Below are 14411 nucleotides of genomic sequence, written 5' to 3'. Positions count from 1 at the left end.
GCATCATCCCCGCCCCGGCAGCTGCGGGAACGCGCGCTGCATGCAATCCTCGCGCGGGCATACCCGGCAGCCCGGGCCGATCGAGACCGAGTTGCCCGGGCTCTGGATATCCAGCCCGCGCGTGTAGATCAACCGCTCGGCGTGCTGCAGATCGCAGCCCAGCGCCACCGCGAAGGTCTTGCGCGGCTGGCCATGTCCGATCGGGCCGCTGCTCACCTGCCGCGCCAGCCAGAAGTGGCGGCGTCCGTCAGGCATCCGCGCGGTCTGGGTCAGTACGCGCCCGGGTTGGTTGAAGGCTTCGTACACGATCCACAATGGGCACGAGCCACCCACCTGTGAGAAGTGGAAATCGGTGGCCGAATGCCGTTTGGAGACATTGCCGGCGCGGTCCACGCGGATGAAGAAGAACGGCAGGCCCGGTGCACTACGCCGGGCCAGCGTGCTCAAGCGGTGGCAGACTGCCTCGAAGCCCACGCCGAAGCGATGGGCGAGCGCATCGATGTCGTACGCGCTGTGCTCGGCCGCGCGCAGGAACTGCGCATACGGCATCACCAGCGCACCGGCGAAGTAGTTGGACATGCCGATCCGCGCCTGCGCGATCTGCTCTGCCTCGCCAAACCCGGCGCGTGCGATCACCGCATCGATCTGCGCCGCATAGCCGAGCAGGGCCAGCTCGGCCGCCATCTGGAACGCCTGCTGGCCCGGCTCCAGGTAGTCGGGCAGCCACAAGGTGCGGCTGCCGCCGTCGTAGACGCGCTTCTCGCGCCCGGCCTGCAGCGGCCCCACTTCCACCAGCACGCCGTGGCGGTCGGCCAGCAGCTGGCGCAGGCGCGGCGCCACATGCCCGGCCACCAGCCCCCATTCGCCGAACAACTGCTCGGCCAGGTCATCCAGCTCGGGGATGTGGTTGTGCATGCGATTGAAGAAATCGCGGACCTGGTCGCCCGCGGGCAGCGCCTGCCCGGCATGCACATCGCCCAGCTGGAACTCCAGCGCGGCGGCATGCTCGCGCAGCATCAGGTGGCGGCGGTGCAGGTCGAGCAGGGCACGGCTGATCTGCGGCAGGTTGCCGGCCATCGCGCGCAGTTCGGTGCTGCTGACATCGGCCAGGCCCAGGTCGCGCAGAGTCTCGCCCAGCGATTCCTGCAGCGCGCCGGGGTCATCGACCTCGAACAGCTCGCTGACGTCGCCCAGTACGTCGCGCAGCTTGCCCTGCACCGCCGGGGTCAGCGGCCGCTTGTTGCGCTCGATCTGGTTCAGGTAGCTGGCCGACAGCCCCAGCGCCTTGGCCAGCGCCAGCTGGCTGTAGCCGCGCTGCTCGCGCAGCTTGAGCAGGCGCAGGCCGATCTGGCGTTGGACGGGCTGACTATTCACAGAATTCACAAAAATCGTAGCGGAGATTGGCCAGATTAAGCGCATACAGCCCGGAAATCGAGGATGGCATTGTGAATAATGCAAACAACTTTCAACCCGCCGGGATTGTCCATGACTGTTGCAGCGCCCCGTATCCGTATGTTGATCGATGGCCAGTTCATCGAATCGGCCAGCTCGCAGTGGCAGAACGTGGTCAATCCGGCCACCCAGGACGTCCTGGCCCAGGTTCCGTTTGCCACCCCCGGTGAAGTCGACGCGGCCGTCGCCTCGGCCAAGGAAGCGTTCAAGACCTGGCGCAAGACCCCGATCGGCACCCGCGCGCGCATCTTCCTGAAGTACCAGCAGCTGATCCGCGAGAACATGAGCGAGCTGGCCCACATCCTCAGCGCCGAGCAGGGCAAGACCGTGCCGGATGCCGAGGGCGATGTGTTCCGTGGCCTGGAAGTGGTCGAGCACGCTGCCGCGATCGGCAACCTGCAACTCGGCGAGCTGGCCAACAACGTGGCCAACGGCGTGGACACCTACACCCTGCTGCAGCCGCTCGGCGTCTGCGCGGGCATCACCCCGTTCAACTTCCCGGCGATGATTCCGCTGTGGATGTTCCCGATGGCCATCGCCACCGGCAATACCTTCATCCTCAAGCCGTCCGAGCAGGACCCGATGGTCACCATGCGCCTGGTCGAACTGGCGCTGGAAGCCGGCATTCCCAAGGGCGTGCTGAACGTCGTGCACGGTGGCGAAGACGTGGTCAACGCGATCTGCGACCACCCGGATATCAAGGCCGTTTCGTTCGTGGGTTCCACCCGCGTCGGCACCCACGTGTACAACCGCGCCTCGCTGGCCGGCAAGCGCGTGCAGTGCATGATGGGCGCCAAGAACCACGCCGTGGTGCTGCCGGACGCCAACAAGGAACAGAGCCTCAACGCGATGGTCGGTGCCGCCTTCGGTGCGGCAGGCCAGCGCTGCATGGCCGCCTCCACCCTGGTGCTGGTGGGCGAAGCGCGCGAGTGGGTGCCGGACCTGGTGGCCAAGGCCAAGACGTTGAAGGTCAGCGGCGGCAGTGTCGCCGGTACCGATGTCGGCCCGGTGATCTCCTGCGCCGCGCGTGAGCGTGTCGAAGGCCTGATCGCCTCGGGCGTGGAGCAGGGCGCCAAGCTGGTGCTCGACGGCCGCAACCCGCAGGTCGATGGCTTCGAGAAGGGCAACTTCGTTGGCCCGACCATCTTCGCCGGCGTCAAGCCGGGCATGCGCGTGTACGACGAGGAAATCTTCGGGCCGGTGCTGGTGATCCTCGAAGCGGACACGCTCGAAGACGCCATCGCACTGATCAACGCCAACCCGAACGGCAACGGCACTGCACTGTTCACCCAGTCCGGTGCGGCCGCCCGCAAGTTCCAGGAAGACATCGACGTCGGCCAGGTCGGCATCAACGTGCCGATCCCGGTGCCGGTGCCGCTGTTCTCGTTCACCGGCTCGCGTGCCTCCAAGCTCGGCGACCTGGGCCCGTACGGCAAGCAGGTGGTGATGTTCTACACCCAGACCAAGACGATCACCTCGCGCTGGTTCGATGACGAGACGCTGGGTCATGGCGTCAACACCACCATCAGCCTGAAGTAAGCAACAACGGAGTTCGACCATGAGCCACTCGATGACGACGGAACTCGACGAAGCGCAGCAGGCCTATAGAGAGGCAGCGCGTGACTTCGCCCAGGCCGAACTGGCGCCGCACGCCGCGCGATGGGATGCGGAGGGCATCTTTCCGCGCGAGGCGATCGCCAAGGCAGGGGAACTCGGGTTCTGTGGGTTGTACATGGATCCCGAGGTCGGTGGCAGCGGCTTGAGCCGTCTGGACGCCGCCGTCGTCATCGAGGAGCTCGCCAATGTGGATCCGTCCACGGCGGCCTATGTCAGCATCCACAACATGGCGTCGTGGATGGTGGCCAAGTGGGGCCAGCAGAGCCTGCGTGCCGCGTGGGGCGCAGACCTCTCCTCCGGCACCAAGCTGGCCTCGTACTGCCTGACCGAGCCGGGTGCCGGCTCGGACGCGGCCTCGCTGAAAACCAGCGCGGTGCGTGACGGCGACGATTACGTACTCAATGGCTCCAAGGCCTTCATCTCCGGCGCAGGTGCCACCGAACTGCTGGTGGTGATGGCGCGTACGGGTGGCCCGGGCGCGGGCGGCATCAGCGCGATCGCGGTGCCGGCCGATCTGCCGGGCATCAGCTACGGCCGCAAGGAAGAGAAGATGGGCTGGAACAGCCAGCCGACCCGTGGCATCACGTTCGAGAACGTGCGCGTGCCGGTCAGCCATCTGCTCGGCGAGGAAGGCAGCGGTTTCAAGCTGGCCATGAAGGGCCTGGACGGCGGCCGCATCAACATCGCCGCCTGTTCGCTGGGCGCTGCCCAGGGTGCACTGGATGCCGCCCGCCGTTACATGGGCGAGCGCCGCCAGTTCGGCAAGGCGTTGTCCGAGTTCCAGGCGCTGCAGTTCAAGCTGGCCGACATGGCCACCCAACTGGTCGCCGCCCGGCAGATGGTGCACACCGCCGCGCGCAAGCTCGACGCGGGTGCCAGCGATGCCAACGTGTGGTGCGCGATGGCCAAGCGCTTCGCCACCGATGCCGGTTTCAACATCTGCAACGATGCGCTGCAGATCCACGGCGGCTACGGCTACATCCGTGAATACCCGATTGAACGGCTGCTGCGCGATTCGCGCGTGCACCAGATTCTGGAGGGCACCAACGAGATCATGCGTGTGATCGTGGCCCGCCACCTGCTCAACACTGAAGAGGAACTGCGATGATGGAGTGGCGCCAGCATGATCATGTCGGCCTGAAGGTCGAGGCCGATGGCCACGTCGCGGTCATCACCCTCAACAATCCGCCGGCGCATACCTGGACCGTGCACAGCCTGTCCGCGCTGCGCGATCTGGTCGGCGCACTCAATGCAGACCGCGATATCTACGCGCTGGTGATCACCGGCGATGGCGAGAAATTCTTCTCTGCCGGCGCCGACCTGAAGCAGTTCGCCTCCGGCGACAAGGCCGCCGCACGCGAAGCTGCACGTCGCTTCGGCGAGGCGTTCGAAGCCCTGTCCGGGTTCCGTGGTGTCTCCATCGCGGCAATCAACGGCTACGCGATGGGCGGCGGCCTGGAATGCGCGCTGGCCTGCGACCTGCGCATCATCGAAGAACACGCCCAGGTGGCGCTGCCGGAGGCCACCGTCGGCCTGCTGCCGTGCGCCGGCGGCACCCAGAACCTGCCGCGTCTGGTCGGCGAAGGCTGGGCCAAGCGCATGATCCTGCTGGGCGAGCGCATCGATGCGGATACCGCACTGCGTATCGGCCTGGTCGAAGAAAAGGTCGCCAAGGGCGAAGCCAAGGCACTGGCGCTGGCCTGGGCGCACAAGGCCGGCAAGCAGAGCCCGACCAGCATCGCCGCGTGCAAGACGCTGGTGCAGGCCACCCGCAGCGGCACCCACGCCTCGGCGCTGGTGGCCGAGCGCGAGGCCTTCGTCGATCTGTTCGACAGCGCCGACCAGGCCGAGGGCGTGAACGCCTTCCTGGAAAAGCGCACTGCGCAATGGAAAAACGCATGAGCACCGCCGTCGCTCATGACGAGGCGCCGGTGCTGTTCGAAGAACGCGCTGCCGGTAATGGCACGCGCATCGGCATCGCCACGCTCAACGCCGCGCGCACCCTCAATGGGTTCTCGCTGCCGATGGCGCACCTGCTGCGTGAGCGGCTGGAGGCCTGGGCCGTTGATGACGGCATCGCGCTGGTCGTGCTGCAGGGCGCGGGCGAGAAAGCCTTCTGCGCCGGCGGCGACCTGCACAGCCTGTACCGCAGCATGGTCGACTACCGCGAGAGCGGAAAGACCGACATCCGCGACAACGCCTACGCTGCTGAATTCTTCGACGTCGAGTACCGCGTCGACTACGCGATCCACACCTATCCCAAGCCGATCCTGTGCTGGGGCCATGGCATCGTCATGGGCGGCGGCATCGGCCTGATGTCCGGGGCCAGCCACCGCGTGGTCAGCGAGCGCTCCAAGCTGGCATTCCCGGAGATCACCGTGGGCCTGTTCCCGGACGTGGGCGGCAGCTGGCTGCTGCCGCGCGTACCCGGCCACGGCGGCTTGTTCCTGGCCCTGACGGGGGCGCCGCTCAACGCAGGCGATGCGATCTACGCCGGCCTGGCGGATATCCACATCGCCGAGGCACAGCGCGAGACCGTGTTCAACGCGCTGGCGGGCGTGCACTGGAGCCGCGAGGCCAAGCGCAACCACGAACAGTTGACCGCACTGCTGCAGCAACACGCCAGCGATGCGGCCACCGGCCCATTGCTGCGCAATGCCGCCACCGTGGATGCGCTGTGCGCCGGTGACGACGTCGGCGCGATCGTCGAGGCGATTCTTGCCTTGCAGACCGAGGACGTCTGGTTGAAGACCGCGCAGGCCACGCTCGCCGCCGGTGCGCCCGGCTCGGCGCGGCTCGCGTTCGAGCTGCAGCACCTGGCCGAGGGCGCCTCGCTGGCCGAGGTCTACCGCATCGAGTACATCGCAGCACTGCATGCGGCGGCCCACGGGGATTTCGCCGAAGGCATCCGCGCGCTGCTGATCGACAAGGACCGCACCCCGCAGTGGCAGCCGCGCACGCTGGCGGACGCCACGGCCGAGTGGGCCCGCACCTTCTTCGTTTCGCCGTGGTCCGATGCCGCGCATCCGCTGGCCGACCTCGGTGCCACCGTCCCTGAAAGGAGCCACGCATGAGCCGTATTGCATTCATCGGGTTGGGCAACATGGGTGGCCCGATGGCCGCCAACCTGGCCAAGGCTGGTCACGCCGTGCGCGTGTTCGATCTGGTGCCCGCCGCCGTGCAGGCCGCCGTCGATGCCGGCGCCACCGCCGCCAGCTCGGCACTGGATACGCTGACCGACGCCGAGATCGTCATCTCGATGCTTCCCGCGAGCCGCCACGTGGAAGGCGTTTACCTCGGTGAGGATGGCCTGCTGGCCGATATCCCGGGTGGCGCGCTGGTCATCGACTGCAGCACCATCGCCCCGGCCACCGCCCGCAAGGTCGCCGAAGCGGCCGCCGCGCGTGGCCTGCAGATGCTGGATGCCCCGGTGTCCGGCGGTACCGCAGGTGCCCAGGCCGGCACGCTGACCTTCATCGTCGGCGGCGAAGCCGAGGCGCTGGAGCGTGCGCGCCCGCTGCTGCAGGCGATGGGCAAGAACATCTTCCATGTCGGCGCAAGCGGTGCCGGCCAGGTCGCCAAGCTGTGCAACAACATGGCGCTGGGCGTGATCATGGCGGTGACCGGTGAGTCCATCGCCCTGGGCGTCGCACACGGGCTGGACCCGAAGGTGCTCTCGCAGATGATGGCGGTCAGCACCGGCCGCAGCTGGGCCACCGAAGTGTGCAACCCGTGGCCCGGCGTGCTGGAAAACGCCCCGGCCTCGCGCGGCTACAGCGGCGGCTTCGGCAGCGACCTGATGCTCAAGGACATGGGCCTGGCGGTGGAAGCGGCGATGAGTGTCGGCGCCTCGATCCCGCTGGGCGAGCTGGCGCGCAACCTGTATTCGATGAACCACCAGGCCGGTCGCGGCAAGCTGGATTTCTCCAGCGTGGTGCAGCTGATCACGCACGACGAATAAAGGCCGGATCCGGTAGTGCCGGCCGCTGGCCGGCAACGACGGTAACCCAGGTAGGCAACGACCGTTGGTCGTAGCAGCCGAACAAGATGCATCCCGTGGTCAGCCACGGGATCCACCGCGGTGGGATGGGCGGTTGCCAGACGTTCGCGTCAGGCAGCCGCCCATTTTTTTATCGGGTCACTCGGCCGTCGACGGCGCGCGCGGCAAGTCCCGGCAGCGTGCCTGCATGCGCTCGCCACCGGGTGTGCCAGCGCGGATCTCCCCGTCCTGCAACCACCCGTAGATTTCGCGCCGCACGCGATACGCCGCATCCGCTGACTCGACCACATCTGCATTGTCGCTGGCGAGCGGGGCACCCGGCAGCGCCGCCTCCGGGATCGTGCCCAGGACCGCCAGCTGCGTGCACAGACCGGCGTAGTAGGCCGTGCGCTCGTCAACTGCACCGCGATCACCGGCGGCGAAGCCCAGGGCATGGAAGGTCTCATGAGCGACCAGGTCCACGAGATTGGCCTCGGTCCGCGCGCGCGCTTCGTACACCCGCATGGCCAAGGTCAGATGCGGCACGCGGAAGCGCAGCGATCGGGTGCGCAGGTCCAGGCGTGTTCCGTGGGGCACGAGCAGCGCCGTATAGGCCGCGCGCCGGTCGGGATACCACTGCTGCGCGTGGCGTGCAGCGGCATCAATCAGGGCGCAGGCATCGGTAGCCGGCAGGGTCGCCGGCGGATAGGCCGCGATCCGGATGCGGGTTGCCGCGTCAGGACAGGCGTAGGTCTCTGGCAGCCCGGGCGCAGCCGTGCCGGGCAGATACAGATCGGTCACCACATGCACGAACCCGGCGCCGCGGACGAGAGACAGCGCGTTCATCCCGTTCGAGGCGATCGCCTCGGGTGGCGCGATGGGAGCCGTAACGCAGCCCCCCAGAGAACCGCTGAGCAACAGCGCGGCCAGAATCCTGTGCATGTCCGTTTGCCAGTGAGGATCGTCTGGCCAGTCTACCGGTGGCGACGGGGCTGTGTGCCCGTCGCCACGGCAGGTCATGCGGAGGGGATCAGACCACCGTCAGCGTCACGTCGATGTTGCCGCGGGTCGCATTCGAGTACGGGCACACGATGTGCGCCTTCTGCACGAGCTCTTCGACCTGCTCGCGCGGCAGGCCCGGGACCGAGATCTCCAGCGCCACTTCGATGCCGAAGCCGGTCGGGATCTGGCCGATGCCGACCTTGCCGGTGATCTGCGTTTCCGCCGGCAGGGCGACCTTGGCCTGGCCAGCCACGTACTTCAGCGCGCCCAGGAAGCAGGCCGAGTAGCCTGCGGCGAACAGCTGCTCCGGGTTGGTGCCCGGGCCGCCCGCACCGCCGAGCTCGCGCGGGGTGGAAAGCTGGATGTCCAGCACGTTGTCGGAGGAGACGGCGCGGCCGTCGCGGCCGCCGTTGGCAGTGGCTTGGGCGGTATACAGAACGTTGGCAATGGACATGGAAATCTCCTGCGGAGTGAAAGGGGGTGGGCCAGATGGCAGGTGTACTGTGCGCGCCCGCCTCGTACTTGTGGCAACATTTCGTCCAGAAAACTTGATCTGGAGTCCGCCATGGTCGACCGACTGCAATCCCTGCTGGACCGTTTCGCGGTGTCCGCCGAGGTCTTCCACGCCGGCGCGCTGTGCGGCATCAACGATCTCCCGGCGGACGGCGAGCGTGGTCAGCTGCATCTGATCCGCGACGGCGATGTGCGCGTCGAGCACCCGGATGGCAGCACGCTGCAGATCACCACGCCCAGCGTGCTGCTGTACCCGCGCCCGCTCGCGCACCGCTTCGTCACCGATGCCACGCGGGGCGCGGATTTCGCCTGCGCCAACCTGCAGTTCGAAGGGGGCGCCAACAACCCGGTCGCCGCTGCCCTGCCGCCGATCGTGTGCCTGCCGCTGGAGGGCTTGTACGGCGGCCAGCCGGTGCTGTCACTGCTGTTCGAAGAAGCCTTCGCGCAGCGCTGCGGCCGCCAGGCGCTGCTGGATCGTCTGTTTGAAGTCGTGCTCATCCAGATCCTGCGCGCGCTGATGGAAAGCGGTCAGATCCGCGTCGGCCTGCTCGCCGGCATGGCCCATCCGCGCCTGCGTCACGCGCTGGTGGCGATGCATGAAGCGCCCGCCGACGAGTGGACGCTGGAGTCGCTCGCGCAGCGCGCCGGCATGTCACGCAGCGCCTTCGCCGACAGCTTCCGCGACACCATCGGCAGCACGCCCGGCCACTACCTGCAGGGCTGGCGCACCCGCCTGGTGCAGCAGGCGCTGCGCCGCGGCCAGCCGCTCAAGCGCATCGCCATCGACGTGGGCTACGGCAGCGAAGCAGCGTTGTCGCGCGCGTTCAAAGCGCAGACCGGGCAGTCGCCGCGGCAGTGGAAGCAGGGCAGTGTGGCCGCCGAACGATAACGCGATGCACACCGGCGTCGCTCAGATCGCCCACTCCCGATCCGTCGTGAACATGATCGTCAGCCACCGGTCCGGCGACTCCTCGCCCAGCGCCTCACCGATCTCATCGCGCAGCCGGTCCCACTCGATCAGCGCCCGCGGCGGATCATCGGCGCGCACCACGAAGAACAGCTCGATCTGCTCACCGCGCCCGACCTTGGCCACGTAGCTGCGGTATTCCAGGAAACCGTGCCTGGCCACGATGTCGCGCGCCACCTCGTCCACGTGGGTCTGCAGATCCAGCGGCGTGATCAGCAGGATGTCCGACAGCGCCTGGCGCACCGTGCCCATCGGCGCGACGACCACGAACAGGCAGACCACCAGCAGGATCGCCGGATCGATGTACGGCACCAGCCACGCCCACTGCGTGCCACCCAACACATAGCCGCCGACGAAGGCGACCAGATACGCCGCCGACATGCTCGCCGCGACCACCCAGTTCTTCGCATCGAGCGCGATGAAGTCCGAGCCGATCGACCGGTTCGCCCGGCGTACGAACAGCGCCAGCCCGGTTTCGGCCACGATCGAGATCACCGCGAACAGGATCGCCGGCCCCAGCGCGATCTCGCGCCCGCCGGACATCAGCGCATCCACTGCATTGACCGCCGCATACAGCGCCGCGCCGATCATCAACGTGCCGCTGACCCCGAGCACGATCGGCTCCAGGTGCCAGAAGCCCATGGTGAAGCGCTGGTTCAAGCGCGACTGCAGGGTATCCACATGGGTCGACAGGCTGATCAGGCGCACCACCAGCAGCGACAGCCAGGTCATCACCACGTCGATCAGCCCATAGATGCCGTCGAAGATGATCAGCGAGGAGTTGGCCAGCAGGCCGAACGCCACGGCCGCGGCAGCCATCGCCAAGGAGGCGGCGATCGACAGGCGCAGGACGCCTTGTTCGGTGGTGGGGTCGAAGCTGGGAAGGCGAAGTGCGGGCATGGATGCCAGGGAAGGGCGTGCAGAGATGCATTGTCTACTGCCGTCGTTGCAGGCGTGTACTCGGCGTCTGGGTTGGCGGCCGCCCGCGCCCTCGGGCAGCGTTCATGGGAACGAAGTAAACTATTGATTGCGCTGGCAATGCCAGTGATTCCAGATGCGCCTGCAGCCGATGAACACCCAGCCCGCTACCGACGCCGCCGCGCGTTACGCCGCCTCCCTGCGCCTGTCCGTCGCCCCGATGATGGACTGGACGGACCGCCATTGCCGGTATTTCCACCGGTTGCTGGCACCGGGCGCGCGGCTGTACACCGAGATGGTGCACGCCAACGCGGTGATCCACGGCGACCGTGAGCGCCTGCTCGGCTTCGACGGCAGCGAGCACCCGCTTGCCCTGCAGCTCGGTGGCAGCGATCCGGCCCTGTTGGCCCAGGCCGCGCGCATCGCGCAGGAGTGGGGCTACGACGAGGTCAATCTCAACTGCGGCTGCCCCTCCGACCGGGTCCAGGCCGGGCGCTTCGGCGCCTGCCTGATGCGCGAGCCGGCGCTGGTGGCCGAGTGCGTGGGCGCGATGGTCGCTGCGGTGGACATCCCGGTCACGGTGAAGTGCCGCTTGGGCGTGGATGACGACAACGACTACGAAAACTTCGTCAACTTCGTCGATCAATCGACCAACGCCGGTAGCGCGATGTTCGTGGTGCATGCCCGCAACGCGTGGCTGAAGGGCCTTTCGCCGAAGGAAAACCGCGAAGTGCCGCCGCTGCGCTACGACTGGGCACACCGTCTCAAGGCAGACCGCCCGCAGCTGCAGATCGTCCTCAACGGTGGCCTGGCCACGGTCGAGGCTGCGCAGGCCCAGTTGCCGGCGCTGGATGGGGTGATGCTGGGCCGTGCGGCCTACCACGACCCCTACGTGCTGCATCAGCTGGAGGCCGCCCAGACCGGTGCCCCGCTGCAGTCGCGCGAGGCGCTGCTGCGCGCCATGCGGCCCTATATCGAAGCCCAGCTGGCCCGTGGGCTGGCGCTCAAGCACATCACCCGCCACCTGCTGGGCCTGTTCCATGGCCAGCCGGGCGGCCGTGCCTTCCGCCAGATCCTGAGCGAAGGCTCGCACCGCGTCGGTGCCGACTGGAGCCTGATCGAGCAGGCGTTGGCGGTCACCCGCGCCCAGGCCGAGCGCGTCGCGGCGTGAGCCGCGTCACCTTGTCAGCTTGACAAGGACCCCGGTTTAGCCGCCAATGTTCACTTAGATGAACAAAGCGGGGAGGCAGGCGGAAAAGTTCAGACCGGATTCACTGGCTAAAACCAAGAATTCGCTAAAGATTCGTAAAGCGCCGGCCCAGGCTGGCGGTTGCCGATTCACAACTTTTGAACGTTTAGCCGCGCTTCGCTAGGATCAGACCGATGTTCTCCGTGACCCGCCACCGCCGCATTGCCGCCTTCGCCCTTCTGGCGACGGGCGCCGCTGCCTCCACCGGCAGTGCGTGGGCACAGATGCCGCCGCCGGAAGCGGCCCGTGCCGAGATGATGCGCACGGCCGAACGCGGTGGCCCTCAGGAGCGCTCGCTGTCCGATGCGGTGCGCCGTGTGCAGCGGACTACCGGTGGACACATCCTCGGCGCCGAGCGCGTGCCCTTCGATGGGCGCGATATCAACCGGGTGAAGTACATGGATGACCGCGGTCGCGTCCGCTATATGGACGATCCCGCGACATCCCGTTCACAGCCCCGCACGCCGCGCTCGGATATGTCATCACTACGCGGCGATAACCCCTGAACAGGGATAGTTGTCCGCAGTCATCTGCATTACCCACTGGCCCCATGGGGCCATACCCAGGACACTAGGGAGAGTTCATGCGTATCCTTCTGGTCGAAGACGAAGCCCCGCTGCGGGAAACACTGGCAGCCCGGCTCAAGCGCGAAGGCTTTGCCGTCGATGCTGCGCAGGACGGTGAGGAAGGTCTGTACATGGGCCGCGAAGTTCCGTTCGACGTCGGCATCATCGATCTGGGCCTGCCCAAGATGTCGGGCATGGAACTGATCAAGGCGCTGCGCGACGAGGGCAAGAAGTTCCCGGTGCTCATCCTGACCGCGCGTTCGAGCTGGCAGGACAAGGTCGAGGGCCTCAAGCAGGGCGCCGACGATTACCTCGTCAAGCCGTTCCACGTGGAAGAGCTGCTGGCCCGCGTCAATGCGCTGCTGCGCCGTGCCGCCGGCTGGAGCAAGCCGACGCTGGAGTGCGGCCCGGTCGCGCTGGATCTTGCCGCGCAGACGGTCAGCGTCAACGGCAGCAACGTGGATCTCACCAGCTACGAGTACAAAGTGCTCGAGTACCTGATGATGCATGCCGGTGAACTGGTCTCCAAGGCCGACCTCACCGAGCACATCTATCAGCAGGACTTCGACCGAGACTCGAACGTGCTGGAGGTCTTCATCGGCCGCCTGCGCAAGAAGCTCGATGCCGACGGCGAACTCAAGCCGATCGAAACCGTGCGCGGTCGCGGTTACCGCTTCGCCATTCCGCGCAACGAAGGCTGAGCTGCGGCTGGCGATAGATGATGTCCGGCCGTCTGTGGTTCTTTAAACGCTGGCGGCCGCGCTCACTGCAGGCGCGCCAGCTGTTGGCCGCCTCGGTGGGCCTGGTGGCCTTCTTGGCCTTGGCCGGCTACGCGCTGGACGCGGCCTTCGCCGATACCGCGAAGGCCAACCTGCGCGAGCGGCTGAAGAACTACGCCACGGCCTACGCGGCCGGCATCGACTTCACCCGCGACCGCTCGCTGTACATCCGCGAGCAGCCACCGGATCCGCGCTTTGACGTCCCGGGCAGCGGCCTTTATCTGCAGGTCGTGATGCCGGACGGCAAGGGCAACTCCATGTCTGCCGAAGGCCCGATGCTGCCCACCGTGGGCGGCGGCATGCTGGCCCCGCGCCAGGAAGTCTTCGAAGGCCCGTTGCCGATGATCCAGATCGACGGCAGCGAGGGCTCGGCCTACCGCTATGGCATGGGCCTGGTCTGGGACGCCGACGCCGACCCGGCCACCGAATTCCCGTACACCATCTACGTGCTCGAAGACTCGCGCGCGCTGGGCGCACAGCTGCGCGTGTTCCGCGGGCGCGTGTGGTTCTACCTTGGCGGCATCGGCCTGATCCTGCTGCTGCTGCAGACGGTCATTCTGCAGTGGAGCCTGCGCCCGATGCGGCGCGTGATCAACGAACTGACCAAGGTGCAGCGCGGTGAAACCGAGCGCATGAGCGAACGCCATCCGCGCGAGCTGGAGCCGCTGACCGACAGCATCAACGCCTTCATCGAGAGCGAGCGCGAGAACCTCGAACGCCAGCGCAACACCTTGGCCGATCTGGCGCACAGCCTGAAAACGCCGCTCGCGGTGCTGCGTACGCAGCTCGACAGCGGCGCACGCGATGAGGATCTGCGCGAAGAGTTCGACGTGCAGCTGCGGCGCATGAACAACCTGGTGTCCTACCAGCTGGCGCGCGCGGCTTCGTCCGGTCACAAGCTGTTCTCCGCCCCGTTGCCGATCGAGTCCAACGCCGAGGAAATCGTGCGGGGCCTGGAGAAGGTCTACGCCTCCAAGGGTGTGCTGTGCGAATTCGACATCGACCCGGCCGCGCGTTTCCACGGCGAGCCTGGCGATCTGCAGGAACTGCTCGGCAACCTGCTGGAGAACGCCTTCAAGTGGGCCAAGCGCCGTGTGCTGCTGACCGCGCATCCGTTGCCGGCCCCCGGTGCGCGACGCGCGGGGCTGGTGCTGTCGGTGGATGACGATGGCCCGGGCATCGCACCGGAAGACGTCGCCAAGGTGCTGCAGCGTGGTGTGCGTGGCGATGAGCGCGTGCAGGGCCACGGCATCGGCCTGTCGATCGTGCAGGACCTGATCAAGGATTACCGCGGCGAACTGCAGGTGAAGCGTTCGCCGGAATTGGGTGGCGCACGCTTTGAAGTGAAGTTGCCGCCGGGGCCGTAATG

Annotated in this window: 14 protein-coding genes; 10 read left to right on the top strand and 4 right to left on the bottom strand. The window is 67.3% G+C overall.

The features are described from left to right. Window positions 1-3: 3 nt before the first annotated feature. Window positions 4-1419: a helix-turn-helix domain-containing protein gene (locus BCL79_RS19190; protein WP_183073835.1), complete on the bottom strand. Its 1416-nt coding sequence runs from the start codon at window positions 1417-1419 to the stop codon at window positions 4-6. A 66-nt stretch (window positions 1420-1485) separates the two neighbouring features. On the opposite strand from BCL79_RS19190, the gene BCL79_RS19185 reads away from it, so the two are divergent. From BCL79_RS19185 to mmsB, 5 genes are read left to right on the top strand one after another with little or no spacing between them, the layout of a single operon-like run. Continuing rightward, window positions 1486-2991: a CoA-acylating methylmalonate-semialdehyde dehydrogenase gene (locus tag BCL79_RS19185; protein ID WP_121044264.1), complete on the top strand. Its 1506-nt coding sequence runs from the start codon at window positions 1486-1488 to the stop codon at window positions 2989-2991. 19 nt (window positions 2992-3010) lie between these two features. Next, window positions 3011-4177 carry an acyl-CoA dehydrogenase family protein gene (locus BCL79_RS19180; protein ID WP_121044261.1) on the top strand — a complete coding sequence of 389 codons (1167 nt, stop codon included), beginning with the start codon at window positions 3011-3013 and terminating at the stop codon, window positions 4175-4177. After that, window positions 4174-4971 carry an enoyl-CoA hydratase gene (locus BCL79_RS19175; RefSeq protein WP_121044258.1) on the top strand — a complete coding sequence of 266 codons (798 nt, stop codon included), beginning with the start codon at window positions 4174-4176 and terminating at the stop codon, window positions 4969-4971. The genes BCL79_RS19180 and BCL79_RS19175 overlap by 4 nt, the downstream gene beginning before the upstream one ends. After that, window positions 4968-6143, top strand: a complete 1176-nt coding sequence (locus BCL79_RS19170; protein WP_121044255.1) for an enoyl-CoA hydratase/isomerase family protein — start codon at window positions 4968-4970, stop codon at window positions 6141-6143. Before BCL79_RS19175 ends, BCL79_RS19170 begins: the two co-directional genes overlap by 4 nt. After that, window positions 6140-7030: a 3-hydroxyisobutyrate dehydrogenase gene (gene mmsB, locus BCL79_RS19165; RefSeq protein WP_121044252.1), complete on the top strand. Its 891-nt coding sequence runs from the start codon at window positions 6140-6142 to the stop codon at window positions 7028-7030. Before BCL79_RS19170 ends, mmsB begins: the two co-directional genes overlap by 4 nt. Before the next feature lie 177 nt (window positions 7031-7207). Here the strand turns inward: mmsB and BCL79_RS19160 are convergent, their stop codons facing one another. Both BCL79_RS19160 and BCL79_RS19155 read right to left on the bottom strand, forming a co-directional pair. Then, window positions 7208-7990 (bottom strand): hypothetical protein, encoded by a 783-nt coding sequence (locus BCL79_RS19160; RefSeq protein WP_147433927.1) that lies wholly within the window; start codon window positions 7988-7990, stop codon window positions 7208-7210. 88 nt (window positions 7991-8078) lie between these two features. Next, window positions 8079-8504: an organic hydroperoxide resistance protein gene (locus BCL79_RS19155; protein WP_019185509.1), complete on the bottom strand. Its 426-nt coding sequence runs from the start codon at window positions 8502-8504 to the stop codon at window positions 8079-8081. 111 nt (window positions 8505-8615) lie between these two features. Between BCL79_RS19155 and BCL79_RS19150 the strand changes: the two genes are divergently transcribed. Then, window positions 8616-9452 carry an AraC family transcriptional regulator gene (locus tag BCL79_RS19150; protein WP_121044246.1) on the top strand — a complete coding sequence of 279 codons (837 nt, stop codon included), beginning with the start codon at window positions 8616-8618 and terminating at the stop codon, window positions 9450-9452. Between the two features lie 21 nt (window positions 9453-9473). Here the strand turns inward: BCL79_RS19150 and BCL79_RS19145 are convergent, their stop codons facing one another. Then, window positions 9474-10430 carry a cation diffusion facilitator family transporter gene (locus BCL79_RS19145; protein ID WP_102788854.1) on the bottom strand — a complete coding sequence of 319 codons (957 nt, stop codon included), beginning with the start codon at window positions 10428-10430 and terminating at the stop codon, window positions 9474-9476. A 154-nt stretch (window positions 10431-10584) separates the two neighbouring features. Between BCL79_RS19145 and dusA the strand changes: the two genes are divergently transcribed. From dusA to BCL79_RS19125, 4 genes are all read left to right on the top strand, one after another. Beyond that, entirely contained in the window at window positions 10585-11619 is a 1035-nt protein-coding gene (gene dusA, locus BCL79_RS19140; RefSeq protein WP_259462220.1) for a tRNA dihydrouridine(20/20a) synthase DusA, read from the top strand. A gap of 212 nt (window positions 11620-11831) precedes the next feature. Further along, window positions 11832-12203, top strand: a complete 372-nt coding sequence (locus BCL79_RS19135; RefSeq protein WP_121044243.1) for a hypothetical protein — start codon at window positions 11832-11834, stop codon at window positions 12201-12203. Between the two features lie 77 nt (window positions 12204-12280). Next, entirely contained in the window at window positions 12281-12964 is a 684-nt protein-coding gene (locus tag BCL79_RS19130; protein ID WP_019185514.1) for a response regulator transcription factor, read from the top strand. 20 nt (window positions 12965-12984) lie between these two features. Continuing rightward, complete coding sequence (locus tag BCL79_RS19125) at window positions 12985-14409, top strand: ATP-binding protein (RefSeq protein WP_121044240.1); 1425 nt, start codon at window positions 12985-12987, stop codon at window positions 14407-14409. The last annotated feature ends 2 nt before the right edge of the window (window positions 14410-14411 follow it).

Origin of the sequence: Stenotrophomonas rhizophila (assembly GCF_003651185.1) — a bacterium.
GTDB classification, from domain to species: Bacteria; Pseudomonadota; Gammaproteobacteria; order Xanthomonadales; family Xanthomonadaceae; genus Stenotrophomonas; species Stenotrophomonas maltophilia_Z.
Note: the sequence above shows the minus strand (reverse complement) of the source record. Positions and strands in the feature narration are given on the sequence as shown.

Excerpts from the sequence above, each read along its gene's own strand:
- BCL79_RS19190 (WP_183073835.1), bottom strand. The coding sequence starts at position 1,419 with ATGCGCTTAATCTGGCCAATCTCCGCTACGATTTTTGTGAATTCTGTG.
- BCL79_RS19185 (WP_121044264.1), top strand. The coding sequence starts at position 1,486 with ATGACTGTTGCAGCGCCCCGTATCCGTATGTTGATCGATGGCCAGTTC.
- BCL79_RS19180 (WP_121044261.1), top strand. The coding sequence starts at position 3,011 with ATGAGCCACTCGATGACGACGGAACTCGACGAAGCGCAGCAGGCCTAT.
- BCL79_RS19175 (WP_121044258.1), top strand. The coding sequence starts at position 4,174 with ATGATGGAGTGGCGCCAGCATGATCATGTCGGCCTGAAGGTCGAGGCC.
- BCL79_RS19170 (WP_121044255.1), top strand. The coding sequence starts at position 4,968 with ATGAGCACCGCCGTCGCTCATGACGAGGCGCCGGTGCTGTTCGAAGAA.
- mmsB (WP_121044252.1), top strand. The coding sequence starts at position 6,140 with ATGAGCCGTATTGCATTCATCGGGTTGGGCAACATGGGTGGCCCGATG.
- BCL79_RS19160 (WP_147433927.1), bottom strand. The coding sequence starts at position 7,990 with ATGCACAGGATTCTGGCCGCGCTGTTGCTCAGCGGTTCTCTGGGGGGC.
- BCL79_RS19155 (WP_019185509.1), bottom strand. The coding sequence starts at position 8,504 with ATGTCCATTGCCAACGTTCTGTATACCGCCCAAGCCACTGCCAACGGC.
- BCL79_RS19150 (WP_121044246.1), top strand. The coding sequence starts at position 8,616 with ATGGTCGACCGACTGCAATCCCTGCTGGACCGTTTCGCGGTGTCCGCC.
- BCL79_RS19145 (WP_102788854.1), bottom strand. The coding sequence starts at position 10,430 with ATGCCCGCACTTCGCCTTCCCAGCTTCGACCCCACCACCGAACAAGGC.
- dusA (WP_259462220.1), top strand. The coding sequence starts at position 10,585 with ATGCGCCTGCAGCCGATGAACACCCAGCCCGCTACCGACGCCGCCGCG.
- BCL79_RS19135 (WP_121044243.1), top strand. The coding sequence starts at position 11,832 with ATGTTCTCCGTGACCCGCCACCGCCGCATTGCCGCCTTCGCCCTTCTG.
- BCL79_RS19130 (WP_019185514.1), top strand. The coding sequence starts at position 12,281 with ATGCGTATCCTTCTGGTCGAAGACGAAGCCCCGCTGCGGGAAACACTG.
- BCL79_RS19125 (WP_121044240.1), top strand. The coding sequence starts at position 12,985 with ATGTCCGGCCGTCTGTGGTTCTTTAAACGCTGGCGGCCGCGCTCACTG.